Source organism: Mesorhizobium sp. P2_E9, from assembly GCF_056403815.1.
In genome coordinates this window covers 78552-91227 of record NZ_JBFUET010000022.1, presented here as the reverse complement: position 1 = coordinate 91227, position 12676 = coordinate 78552, and the positions used below count along the sequence as shown (strand labels likewise).

General features: G+C 61.5%; 11 protein-coding genes and 1 tRNA gene. 2 read left to right on the top strand and 10 right to left on the bottom strand.

Annotated features, from left to right (window positions below):
- The 5 genes from AC1D05_RS31645 to chvE form a co-directional block, all read right to left on the bottom strand.
- Positions 1-144: helix-turn-helix domain-containing protein (locus tag AC1D05_RS31645; protein ID WP_477446339.1), on the bottom strand; the 144-nt coding region annotated here is incomplete at its 3' end.
- A 129-nt stretch (positions 145-273) separates the two neighbouring features.
- Positions 274-1266: an AraD1 family protein gene (gene araD1 / locus AC1D05_RS31640; protein WP_477446331.1), complete on the bottom strand. Its 993-nt coding sequence runs from the start codon at positions 1264-1266 to the stop codon at positions 274-276.
- Between the two features lie 287 nt (positions 1267-1553).
- A complete protein-coding gene (gene mmsB, locus AC1D05_RS31635) occupies positions 1554-2840 on the bottom strand; it encodes a multiple monosaccharide ABC transporter permease (protein ID WP_477446329.1) in 1287 nt (428 codons plus the stop codon).
- Positions 2837-4369, bottom strand: a complete 1533-nt coding sequence (mmsA, locus tag AC1D05_RS31630) for a multiple monosaccharide ABC transporter ATP-binding protein (protein WP_477446327.1) — start codon at positions 4367-4369, stop codon at positions 2837-2839. Before mmsA ends, mmsB begins: the two co-directional genes overlap by 4 nt.
- A 122-nt stretch (positions 4370-4491) precedes the next feature.
- Positions 4492-5562 carry a multiple monosaccharide ABC transporter substrate-binding protein gene (gene chvE, locus AC1D05_RS31625; RefSeq protein WP_475453518.1) on the bottom strand — a complete coding sequence of 357 codons (1071 nt, stop codon included), beginning with the start codon at positions 5560-5562 and terminating at the stop codon, positions 4492-4494.
- A 312-nt stretch (positions 5563-5874) separates the two neighbouring features.
- On the opposite strand from chvE, the gene AC1D05_RS31620 reads away from it, so the two are divergent.
- Entirely contained in the window at positions 5875-6864 is a 990-nt protein-coding gene (locus tag AC1D05_RS31620; RefSeq protein WP_477446325.1) for a LysR family transcriptional regulator, read from the top strand.
- 167 nt (positions 6865-7031) lie between these two features.
- On the opposite strand, the gene AC1D05_RS31615 is transcribed toward AC1D05_RS31620, so the two are convergent.
- Positions 7032-7157: a hypothetical protein gene (locus AC1D05_RS31615; RefSeq protein WP_477446323.1), complete on the bottom strand. Its 126-nt coding sequence runs from the start codon at positions 7155-7157 to the stop codon at positions 7032-7034.
- A gap of 450 nt (positions 7158-7607) precedes the next feature.
- Between AC1D05_RS31615 and AC1D05_RS31610 the strand changes: the two genes are divergently transcribed.
- A complete protein-coding gene (locus AC1D05_RS31610; protein WP_477446321.1) occupies positions 7608-8369 on the top strand; it encodes a Stf0 family sulfotransferase in 762 nt (253 codons plus the stop codon).
- Positions 8370-8479: 110 nt separating this feature from the next.
- Here AC1D05_RS31610 and AC1D05_RS31605 read toward each other — a convergent pair.
- The 4 genes from AC1D05_RS31605 to AC1D05_RS31590 all read right to left on the bottom strand — a co-directional run bounded on the left by AC1D05_RS31605 (position 8480) and on the right by AC1D05_RS31590 (position 12672).
- Positions 8480-8553: transfer RNA gene (locus AC1D05_RS31605), tRNA-Gly, on the bottom strand.
- A 97-nt stretch (positions 8554-8650) separates the two neighbouring features.
- Positions 8651-10537, bottom strand: coding sequence for an acyltransferase family protein (locus AC1D05_RS31600; RefSeq protein WP_477446319.1), 1887 nt, complete (start codon positions 10535-10537; stop codon positions 8651-8653).
- 199 nt (positions 10538-10736) lie between these two features.
- Positions 10737-12227, bottom strand: a complete 1491-nt coding sequence (locus tag AC1D05_RS31595; RefSeq protein WP_477446317.1) for a hypothetical protein — start codon at positions 12225-12227, stop codon at positions 10737-10739.
- Position 12228: 1 nt separating this feature from the next.
- Complete coding sequence (locus tag AC1D05_RS31590; RefSeq protein WP_477446315.1) at positions 12229-12672, bottom strand: GtrA family protein; 444 nt, start codon at positions 12670-12672, stop codon at positions 12229-12231.
- Positions 12673-12676 lie beyond the last annotated feature (4 nt).

Here is a 12676-nt window from a genome sequence, read left to right as displayed (position 1 = left end):
GGCCAGTCCAGCCTCGCCCTCGATCCGATAGCGCGAAAGCAACTTGTGGCCACAGGTCCGGCCGATACCGAAGCGCCGGCACAAAAGGCTCACATTCGCCCCAGGCGCTAGCGCCAGGCGCACGAACTCTTCCTTCTGTCTCATAGCGCTTCTGTCCTCGAATGGCATCCCGAACCCCCTCGCGCAAAAAGCGCAAAACTGTTCGCGATGTCCTCGCACACCTGTTCGCGATGTCACCGGTCCAAACAAAGGGGAGAAGGGAAGAGGCGTTTCTCACAGCGCCTTCACTGCTACCTTCACCGGCTGCTCAATCTCGAGCGGGTTGCGCAGCGGAAGGCCGAAATCCCCGGCCTCGATCTCGAACACATCGCCGGCCTCGGTCTTGACGCCGTCGGCGAAGGATAGTGTCGCCGTACCGAACATGTGCACATGCACGTCGCCGGGCTGGCGGAACGCCGAATATTTGAAGTGATGATGTTCGAGATTGGCGATGGTGTGCGACATGTTCGCCTCGCCCGACAGGAATGGCTTTTCCCACAGCGTGTTGCCATCACGCACGATGCGCGACGTGCCGCGGATGTCGGAAGGCAGGTCGCCGATCAGGATCTCCGGTCCGAACGAGGCATTGCGCAGCTTGGAATGGGCAAGAAAGAGATAATTCACGCGCTCGGTCACATGGTCGGAAAATTCGTTCGACAGCGTGAAGCCGACACGGAAGGGGGCGCCGTCATCGCCGATGACATAGATGCCGGCAACCTCGGGTTCCTCGCCGGCGTCCTTGGCGAAGGCCGGTGACAGGAGTGCCGCACCTGGCGCCACGGCCATCGTGCCATTGCCCTTGTAGAACCATTCCGGCTGCACGCCGACCTGGCCTTTGGCGGGTTTGCCGCCTTCCAGGCCCATGCGGAACATCTTCATGGAATCGGTGAGCTGCTCCTCGCCATCGGTGCTGAGCTTCTTGTGCATGGAATCGCGTGTCGCCGCCGAGCCGAGATGCGTCAGCCCGGTGCCGGTGAGATGCAGGTGTGCCGGATCGGGATGGTTGATCGGCGACAACAGCCGCCCCTTCTTGTAGGCGGCATCGAGATCGACCGTCTCGCCAAGTCCCTTGCGCTCGATCAGCGCGACGAGGCCGACGCCGGTGCGGGCAGCCTCCATCGCCAGCGAGTAGACGCTGCGGGCGCCGTTGATGATCCGGGTCTTGCCGCCATTGCGGGCAACGACGCGGATGGTCTCGGCGTCGTCGAGAATCTGCGAGATCAGCATGATCAATCCTCTCTCATGTGTCTTGGCCTGGTTGCCTCTCGGCAAACCCTGACCTGCGCGGCTCGGACCTCGCCGCGCCACGGGTGAAATTCTTCGTCCGGATTGCGCTCGCGGGCTTGATCCCCGGGGGGACTTCTTGATGCCGACTATTTGCCGGCAGCATCGCGATCTAGACCCGTATGCCTTCCTCGTTACCTCGCCGGAGCGGTTCAACCCGCTCCAAGTATTTTGTTTCGAGTCAATCCCTGTGGGAAAACCACGACGCAGTTTTCCTGGAATTGCTCCTGTCAGGCCTTGTTCTTGTTATAGACGTCGAAGATCACGGCGCCGAGCAGAACCAGGCCTTTGACCACCTGCTGCCAGTCGACATTGACGCCCATGATCGACATGCCGTTGTTCATGACGCCCATGATGAAGCCGCCGACGACCGCGCCGATGACCTGGCCGACGCCGCCCATCGCCGAGGCGCCGCCGATGAAGACGGCGGCGATGACGTCGAGCTCGCTGCCCAGACCCGCCGCGGGCACCGCCTGGCCGAGGCGAGCCGCGATGATCAGGCCGCCGAGCGCCGACAGCACGCCCATGTTGATGAACACCATCAGTGTCAGCCGCTCGGTGTTGATGCCCGACAGCTGTGCCGCCTTGGGATTGCCGCCCATGGCGTAGATGCGGCGGCCGATGGTCATGCGCTTGGTGACGAAGACGAACAGCGAGATCAGCACGCCCATAACGAGCAGCACCACCGGCAGGCCCCTGTAGCTGGCGAACTCATAGACCAGGAACAACGCCAGCGCGCTGGCGACCAGCGTCTTGATGATGAACAGGGGGAACGGCTCGGCCTCATAGCCGTGACGTTCGCGCTTGCGCCGCGTCCTCACTCCGAAATAGGCATAGGCCACGACGGCGACCAGACCCAGCACGATCGTCGTCATGTGCAGCGTCAGGCCGCTGCCCATGATGGTCTTGCCGGCCGCATTCACCGTCGGCGGGATCAGCGTCAGCGGGCCGATGACATCCGGGATGAAGCCGGAGCTGAGCATTTTGAAGTCGTCCGGAAGCGGCCCGACCGAGGATCCGCCGCCCAGCAGCGCCTGGCAGATGCCGCGGAAGATCAGCATGCCGGCCAGCGTGACGATGAAGCTCGGTATTCGGTGATAGGCGATCCAATAGCCTTGTGCCGCGCCGATCAGGCCGCCCACGACCAGGCAGACGATCGAAACCACCAGCGGATTGCTGAGCGGTCCGAGCTGCCAGATGACCATCATGTTCGCCGCCAACGCGCCGATGAAACCGGCGACCGATCCGACGCTGAGGTCGATATAGCCGGAAACGATGACCAGCAGCATGCCCAGCGCCATCACGATGATGAAGGAATTCTGCTGCACCAGATTGCTGAGGTTGACCGGCTTGAACAGCGTTCCCGACGTGGTGAACTGGAAGAACAGCATGATGACGATCAGCGCGATGATCAGACCGTATTCGCGCAGGTTCGTCGTCAGCGCCGAGACGGCGATACGTGGACGCTGTTCTTCGGCGACATTACCATGCGGGGCGGGGGCGCTCTCGGTGCTCATGCTGCTTTTCCTTCTCCGCGAACGATGGCGCGCATTATTTTTTCCTGGCTTGCGTCCGCCGCCGGCATTTCGCCGACGATGCGGCCTTCGTTCATGACGTAGATGCGGTCAGTGATACCGAGCAATTCCGGCATTTCCGACGAGATGACCACGATTGCCTTACCTTCGGCAGCAAGGCGCGCGATGATCGTGTAGATTTCATACTTGGCGCCGACGTCGATGCCGCGTGTCGGCTCGTCGAGGATCAGCACTTCAGGATCGGCGAACAGCCATTTCGACAGCACCACCTTCTGCTGGTTGCCGCCCGAAAGATTGCCGGTCAACTGATAGACGCTGGAAGCGCGGATATTGGTCTTCTTGCGATAGTCGTTGGCAACGGCGAGCTCGCGCATGTCGTCGATGACGCTGTGGCGCGAGACGCCGCCGAGATTGGCGAGCGTGATGTTGTGCTTGATATGGTCGATGAGGTTGAGGCCGTAGGTCTTGCGATCCTCGGTCACGTAGGCGATGCCGTGTTGGACCGCCTTGCTTACCGAGGAGACATCGACCGGCTTGCCCTTGAGCAGCACCTCACCGGTGATGCGGCGGCCGTAGGAGCGGCCAAACAGGCTCATGGCGAATTCGGTGCGGCCGGCGCCCATCAGCCCGGCAATGCCGACCACCTCGCCCTTGCGCACGTTGATGTCGATGCCCTTGATCACCTGCCGCTCGGCATGGATCGGGTGATAGACCGACCAATTCTTCACCTCGAACACGACCTCGCCGATGTGAGGCTCGCGCGGCGGATAGCGGTCGTCTAGCGAGCGGCCGACCATCGAGGTGATGATGCGGTCTTCCGAGATGTCCTTCTTGGCCAGCGTCTCGATGGTGCGCCCGTCACGGATGACGGTGACCTTGTCGGCGACCCGGTTGATCTCGTTGAGCTTGTGCGAAATCAGGATCGAGGTCATGCCTTGCCGCTTGAATTCGAGCAGCAGGTCGAGCAGCGCCTGGCTGTCCTTTTCGCTGAGCGACGCCGTCGGCTCGTCGAGGATCAGCAGCTTCACTTCCTTGCTGAGCGCCTTGGCGATCTCGACCAGCTGCTGCTTGCCGACGCCGATATTGGTGATCAGCGTCTTGGGGTCTTCCTTGAGGCCCACCTTTTTCAACAGCGCGCTTGTGCGCTGCTCGTTGGCGTCCCAGTCGATGACGCCGAATTTGGCGTGCTCGTTGCCGAGGAAGATATTTTCGGCGATCGACAGCATCGGCACCAGCGCAAGCTCCTGGTGGATGATGACGATGCCCTTGTGTTCGCTGTCCTGGATGCCTTTGAACTGGCATTCCTGGCCCTGGAAGATGATCTGGCCGTCATAGGTGCCGGAGGGATAGACGCCCGACAGCACCTTCATCAGCGTCGACTTGCCGGCGCCGTTCTCGCCGACCACGGCGTGGATCTCGCCTTCCTCGACGCTGAGGTTGACGTTCGACAGCGCCTTCACGCCGGGAAACGTCTTGGTGATGTCGCGCATCTCCAAAATCGTCGAGGCCATGGTAACTACCGCTCCTTGAGAGGTCGGCAAACACTGCCGGCGAGGTCGGTAACAATACCGGGCTCGCTGGTGAACGAAAAGGGGCCCTGCGTCGCGCAGGACCCCTGATTTTAGAACCGAAATTACTTCAGATCTTCGGCCTTGATGTAGCCGGAGTCGACGACCAGCTTCTGGTAGTTCGACTTGTCGACCTCATGCGGCGTCAAGAGGATCGAGGGAACGACCTTGACGTCGTTGTTGTAGGTCTTGGTGTCGAGGCCATCCGGCTTGCCGCCCGAGAGCACCTTGTCAACCAGACCGACGGTAGCCTTGGCCAGGTCGCGGGTGTCCTTGAACACGGTCGAGTACTGCTCGCCCGTGATGATCAGCTTGACCGAAGCGGTCTCGGCGTCCTGACCGGTCACGATCGGCCAGGGCTGAGCGGCCGTGCCGTAGCCAACGGCGCGCAGCGAGGCGGTGATACCACGCGACAGGCCGTCATAGGGCGACAGAACGCCGTCGACGCGGCTGCCGTCCGAGTAGTTGGCGGAGAGCAGGTTGTCCATGCGGGCCTGGGCGGTCGCCGCCAGCCAGCGCAGCGTGCCGACCTTGTCCATGCCCATCTGGCCGGACTTGATCTTGATCGAGCCGTCGTCGATCAGCGGCTGCAGGACGGAAATCGCACCATTGTAGAAGAAGAAGGCGTTGTTGTCGTCGGGCGAGCCGCCGAACAGTTCGACGTTCCACGGCTTGGTGTTCGGGAAGCGCTCCTTGAGGCCCTTGACCAGCGAATTCGCCTGGATCACGCCGACGCCGAAATTGTCGAACGTGGTGTAATAGTCGACATTGGCGGTCTTCTTGATCAGGCGGTCATAGGCGACGACGACGACGCCCGCATCAGCGGCCTTCTGCAGCGCATCCGAGAGCGTGGTGCCGTCGATCGAGGCGATGATCAGCGCCTTCGGGCCCTTGGTGATTTCGTTTTCCAGCTGGCTGAGCTGGTTGGGGATGTCGTCCTGCGCATACTGCAGGTCAACGGTGTAGCCGAGAGCCTCGAGCTGGGACTTGACGGCATCGCCGTCGTTGATCCAGCGCTGCGAAGTCTTGGTCGGCATCAGCACGCCGACAAGACCCTTGTCGGCTGCGTGCGCCGAATAGGTCATGGCAGCGATGCCAAGCGCCGCGACTGCGGCCAGTGTCTTGATGATTTTCACATAACTCTCCCTGGTTAATGGACGCGGCACCCCGGGGGTCGCGGGCCGCGCAATCGTGCAGAAGCGCCAAGGCACTGCTGCCGTCATATCGATCTCCGGTATCCTCCCATGGCCCCGAGGCGCTGATTTCAATCGATACGATTTTTATCGTCGGCGACCGTCACGTCTCGAAGCGCCGTGAAGTTGCGACCCTTTTGCCATAACTGTCAAATGCGATCTTTGATGGTTGCTATACCGCAAGTGGTATATGTTATGGGCCGTGGCAGGTTGCTGGCAAGTGCCAGAGGGTCGCGCAAGAGGCAAGGAAAATCCATGGCGGCGTTACGGAATCCGACTGAGATTTCAAATGGTTACAATGAGACTCCGGGCGATGGCGAAACCCTGCTGCGCAGTGGTCTCAGCCTGCGTCACATGCGCATGATCGTCGCGCTCGACGACCATGGCCGGGTGAGCGCGGCGGCGCAGGTCATGAACATTTCGCAGCCGGCGGCATCGCGCATGATCGCCGAGATGGAGGCGGTGCTCGAGGTGAAGCTGTGCGAGCGGCTGCCGCGTGGCATCACGCTGACGCCCTACGGCAAGGCGCTGGCCAGGCGCGCACGCTCGATCCTGCTGGAGATGCGCGAGGTCGATCGCGAGATTTCCGAGCTCAAGGCGGGCAAGGGCGGTTCCGTGTTTCTCGGCGCCGTGACGGCGCCGGCGATCGAACTGGCGGTGCCGGCGATTCGCGAAATCCGCCGCATCTACCCGCGCATCGAGATCACCATGCAGGTCGAGACCTCCAATGTGCTGGCGCGCGAACTGATCGCCACGCGCCACGATTTCATCATTGCGCGCATCCCCGACGACCTCAATCCGCGGCTGTTCGAATCGCGTGTCATCGGCGTCGAGAAAGCCTGCCTGATCGTGCGCCGTGGCCACCCGCTGACCAGGGGCGACGTGGTGCGGCTGGAAGATACTGCCGCCTATGACTGGGTTTTCCAGTCGGGCGGTTCGCCCTTGCGTCAGGCGATGGAGAGCAATTTCCTCAACCGCAACATCGCGCTGCCGGACCGGATCCTCAACACCAGTTCGCTGCTCCTCACGCTGGTCATGGTCGCGCACTCCGACGCCATCGCGCCGGTCTCGGTACAGGTGGCGAAATTCATCCAGAATCCCGACGGACTCGCCGGCGCCATCGACGTGGTCCAGACCGAATTCGACATCGAGGTCAGGCCCTACAGCCTGATCACCGTCAGGAATCGCGCGCTGTCGCCGGCCGCCAAGATGCTGCACGACTTCATTCTGCGTGAAGTGGGATGATGGAACAAGACGTGCAGTCGCGCGTTCAGCGAAATCGGCATGCTCGCTGGAGCCCGTTTTGGGCGAGGGAACGGGTGCTGATGTCAACAACTTGGGAGGTTCTGATGGAACGTCGGTTGTTTCTCACTGGAATGCTAGGCGTTGCGGGGGCCGCGGCGTTTGCGAGCCTAGCCGGACCCGGTCGCGCGGTTGCCGGCGTTCCCCAGGGCAATGGAATTCTCGATGAGCTGGACAAGCAGGATGCGGCTGTCTTGGAAGGCGATGACGGCGTCGAGCTCGAGCAGGTTTCCCATCGTCGTTGGCATCATCGCTATTACGGAGACCGCTACTACGGAGAGAGGCGGCGGCGGCGGCGCGGTTGGAGACGAGTTTGCCGCCGCTACTGGCGCCACGGACGCCGTCATGTGCGTTGCTGGCGCGAGCGGGTATGGCTCGGCGTCTGGCTGTAATTAACCGTTGACGAAAAAGGGCCGGCCACCGCAGCGTGGCCGGTGTCGTCTCTGCACAGACGCGTAGGGTCCAAGGCTTGCGTGTTGTAATGCCTGGCTTGGCACAAACCACCCAACCGTGACGGAATCGTCCGTCCCAGTTATCCTAAGATCGAATTGACGGAATCATATTAGACTTTACTAATTGAAATGCCCGTCAGATAGAGGTGTGACCATGCCGAGTGGCCATTAAGGAGCAGAACCATATCCCGTAACACCGGCCACACGTTTGCAGACCAGGGGCAATCGGCACGCATGAAAGGCGTGGCGATACTGACCGAAGCCCGCAGCGGCTCCGAATGGCTTGGCAGCCTGGCAAACAGCACCGGAATAATGGGTCAATCGGCAGAATGGCTCGACACGGGCACGCTGGGGTCCAAGCCGAAATCTTTCAATGAACTCCTGTCCGCGGTGATCGATCGCGGCGGGACCGCAAATGGCAGGTTCGCTGTAAAGCTGTTTCCGCGGCATCTTCACTGGTCGCAGGCGAAATATGGAGCCGACTTCCTCGCGGAATGCGTCCGGCGCCATGACATGGGTCTGGTCCTGCTGGAGCGGCGGGACCGTCTTCGCCAGGCGATCTCCTATTGCAGGGCAAAGGCGTCGGGCCGTTGGCGAAGCACGATGGACGTTGCTGATCTGGTGCCGCAATACGATTTCGCCGGTATCTGCCAGGCCTATTTCCTGATCGAGCAGAGCTATGCCTTCTGGGAGGCCTACTTGCGTCTGGCCGACCTGCCTTACGACCATTTCTTCTATGAAGATCTTCTGGACGATCCTCATCCTTACGTCGCATCGGTTGCCCGGCAGTTGTCTGTTGAAATGCCCAGCGGGAAGCTTGCGACGAATTTGCGGTTACAGCGAGACAGCCGCACCGAAGAGTGGGCCGAGCGGTTTCGGAACGACGCCAGGTCCGGGGACCTGCTGGCGCATCTCCCCAAGAAGGTGGCGCCGCGAAACATCAGCAACCTCGCCCGGTTCCTCCTCAAGAAGCAGATGCGCGTTGGCCAGGCTTAGCTTCGCTGCATCGGCAGGATTCGGCTCAGTGAGGCCGTAAAGAGAACATAGGCTGTAAAACTGTCAGTTTCAGGGTTCTCCAAATCAGGTGCAACCCTTGCGGCTTATGCTGGAGCGGGTAGCGGGAATCGAACCCGCGCGTTCAGCTTGGGAAGCTGACAGGCTACCATTACATCATACCCGCGCGTGCCCTCGTTACCATGAGGTTCGGCCTTCGGGCAATCGCAAAGCGATCCCTGAACAGACGCTTTCGCGGTTCCCCCAGCGCTGGTCCGCGATTTCTATTTCGCCTTCGCGACTTTGTTGCTGGCGGCAAAGCTTGGCCAGTATTTCGAGATGGCGAGCGTCGCGCCGGCGGAAGAGAAATGGCCGTAGTCGAAGTAGAGAAACTGCCTGGTGCCCGCGTCGGCATAGGAACAGCCGGCCGAGTCGCAGAGATAGGCCAGCGGGTCGATGAAGGTGGCCCCTTTGGTAAACGGCAGCACCTGCTTATTGATGTCCGGATCCATGGCCATCGGCCAGGATGTGTTGGCGACATGGTCCCGTCTCGCGAAGAAGGCGATTTTCTGGACGTCGGCGATGAATTCCGGAGACTGGCCGATGACATAGACCTTGACGCCCATGTCGCGCAGCCGGTCAATCGTCTTCTGCAGGCCGTCAAAACCCCTGGCCTGGTAGTCGGTCCATCGGCCGCTCAAGATCACGGCCTGGATGTTGGCTTCGCGGATGATCGACAGCGCCCGTTCGTTGAAGCGCGTGCAGGCCGGCCGGGCGTAGGAAAAGTAGCTCAGGTTGGGTGGGCAGCCAGCATAGGTGTACTGGATGACATTGGCCTGGATCTTCTCGGCATTGGCCTCCAGCCCCGACACATAGTGAGCCGCGAAGGAATCGCCCCACAGCAGCACGTTGGTGGCAAAGCCATGCGTGCGGGTGCAGTCGGCGAGGTTCCAGTCCTCGATCCGGTTCGCGCCCTCGTTGAAACAGACGCCGTTGCGCCAGTCACCCACCACGACCCGTTGCGTCGAGAAGTCCGGGAACCGTTGCGGAAAACCCTTGCCCAGCACATCGGCCAGGCCGCCGACGCACAGCAAGGCGATCGCCGCGGCTGAGAAAGCGAAGATGGGCAGCGGGGCGGTGAAGGCCCCCTTCTGGCGGAAGGGCTGCTCGACATACTTCCACGAGAATGTCGCCAGCGCGACGCTCGCCACCGTCATCGCCATGATCGTCGGCACGTCGATGGCTTTCAGCGAGAGGTAGTGGACGAACGAATTGATCGGCCAGTGAACGAGGTAGAGCGAATAGGAGATGAGCCCGACCCAGACCAGCGGAGTGAGCTGAAGCACGCGCGTCGCGACAGGCACCGGCCTGTCGGCATGCGCCTGGCCCGCATAGATGAGCAGCGCCGTTCCGATGCAGGGGAACAGGGCATTGTAGCCCGGAAACGGGTCGCTCTCCGAAATCGTCAGGAAGCCGAATGCGATCAGGCCAAAACCGGCGAGGCCGATCAGTTCCGTCAGCGGACGGCTGGTCAGTGCCGGCGGTTTTTTCAGCATCAGAATGGCGCCCAGCGCCAGTTCCCAGATGCGTGTCGGCAGGAGGTAGAAGCCGGCAGTCGGCGCCAGCGTGGTTGCCATGACCGCCAGGGCAAAACTGCCGATGGCGATCGGCAGCAATATCGTCAGCCAGCGCTTCGAGGCGTATCGGTAGATCAGATACACCAGGATCGGCGCGAAGATATAATACTGCTCTTCGACCGAAAGCGACCATGTGTGCAGCAGTGGCCGCAGTTCCGCGTCGATGGAGAAATAGTTGGTCGTCTTCCAGAAATAGATGTTCGACCAGAAGGTCGAGGCCGCGATCACGCTGAGGCTGTATTCGTGAAGGTCGGACGGCAGCAGGATGAACCAGGCGGCGATGCTCGCGAGCAGGATGACGAAAGTCAGCGCCGGCAGGATGCGCCGCGCACGGCGCCAGTAGAAGCGGCCGATCGAGAACTGGCCGCGCTCGAGATCGTCGAGCAGGCTGCCGCTGATCAGATAGCCCGATATGACGAAAAAGATGTCGACGCCCGTGAAGCCGCCGGGAATGGCGGACACGCCGAAATGGAAGAGCACGACGGGCAGCACCGCAACGGCCCGCAGACCATCGATATCGCGTCTGTAATTCATTCGGCCGGTCCGTACGCCGTGGCCCATGGCAGTCGTGCGGCGGAACCTGACATGCTGCTCATACGGCGATCCCCGTCGTAGTCGTGGCTTGTGGGGCCCCGGACTGTGCTCTGCAGCAGAAGTTTGCTGCACTGCAACATGCATGTCAAGGCATATGCCGCCCTTTGAACGCTGGCGAAGCCGTTTCGCGGGAGGTAGATCAGGCGCCGGGCAGGTAGATCACGGCGTCGTCGTCCGCATAGGCCCGCTTCCAGCCCAGCTCCGCGAAGAACGGAATGCGGGTGTCGTCGGCCGTAAGAAGTGCCCAGCCTATCGCGTATTTCTTCAGCTGTGCCTCGAGCAGCGGTTTTCCGTCGCTGTGTCCCGTTGCCTCGTCGGTTTTCGTGAACCCGCCCAGGAACAACTGGTCCGTCCTGCCGTCGATATAGGTCTTGATGCCGTGGAAGATCAGCGTGCCGCCGAAATTGTAGGAATTCAGCACGTTGCCTGTGAGGTGGTGATCCCTGGCGAATGCGAGGGCGCCACTGGCCGATGTCTTCGGGCTCGGCGCCACCTGATAGGCACTGCCGAGGACCAAGACCGAGCCGAACAACAAGACAGCCATCGCGCCGCAGATCGCGTAGAACCGGCTGGCGAAGAGTTTTTCCAGCCCGTCACGCTTTTCGGCCAGCCAGCTCGTGGTTGAGAGCGAAGGGTATTGCAGTGCGACCTCGACCGCGATCACCAGGGGAATCAACAGGAAGGGCAGATATACAAATCGCAGATGGGCGAGATAGACATGCAAGGCGAAGACGATGAACAACGCCTTGGCCCAGCCGATCCGCAGCCTCGATACCAAAAGCCCGAAAAGCGCCAGCAGCATCGCCGCTTCCTGGAAGAGCTGCTCCTGGGCATTGAACGGTCGCCACTCCAGGATAAGGGGCACGGCCTCGTTGCCATAGGCCACGGTGAACGTCGCCAGGATGGCTTTCACGCCATAGGGATGCAGCAAGCTGACCAGTGGGCAGAGCAAGCCGAAAGCGACCCATTTTGCCAGCAGGACGGGTTTCGACAGGCCCAAGCGCGCCAGCAGAGCGAGCCCGGCAAAGGCGGCGATGACGAAACTCAGGGTGAACGTGGCATGCAGGTTGGCCCACAAGACGACGAGCACGAGCAGCCACAAAGGCGGGGCCTTCTCTTCTTGTGCGGCACGAAACAGCATTGCCGTCCAGACGACGATGATCGGCAAGGTGAGGACGTGGGGGCGCGCCGTGTAGATCGGGGCGATCAGGAAAGCCGCCGCGAAGGCCAGCGCTATCGCCAGTATCGGCTTCAGCCATGCGCTGAGGAACCATCCCATCAACAAGACGGTCAGGCCGACCGTGGCGATGATCAGGGTGACGACGCCATTCCAGCCGCCCGCACGGTAGGCAAGGGCCAGAAAGACCTGCCCCAGCCATTCCTTGGCGATCCAGGGCTGGCCGGCGAACGTATAGGAATAGGGATCGACGGCCGGAAACGTCCGGTTTTCCAGGAAGTCCAGTCCGACCTTCACTTGCCACCAATTGTCGGGATCCTGCAGGATCGCACCGGCAAAGGCGGTGAGCACGAATGCCACGATGCAGGCGCCGAGAAGGCAGAATACCAGCCGTATGCGTTGCGCGTCCCCGAGTGAAGGCGTCGCCGTCACGATAGTTGCGGCCTGGTTCATGTTATCGCCATTTCGCGTTCGTTGCGGCCACGGGATCATCCGCGCCGCCGACAAAGACGAACCGGGCCGAGCCAAGATAGAAGATTATCGAGTAGAGGCAATTTCCCGCCAGATGGACAAACGGGTTCTCGATGAAGCCGGCAGACATGGCGGTAATCACGACGCCCAGATTGGCGCCATAGGCGACGACGAAAGTGATCGCGTATCGAGTGACCCCGCCGGGGCGAAAGCCGCCGGCACGTCCGAATGTCCATTGACGATTGAGGAAGAAGCCAAGCGTGAGGCCCGCGGCATAGCCTGCCGCATTGGAAAGGATATCGCCGAGGCCCAGCGCCAGCCCGGCCAGGATCAGCGTATATCCAAGCGCCGTGTTGACAAGCCCGACGGCGCCGAAGCGCAGCATCTGCGAGATATCAGACGGAAGAGCCGACCGCATCCTGCCCATGCCG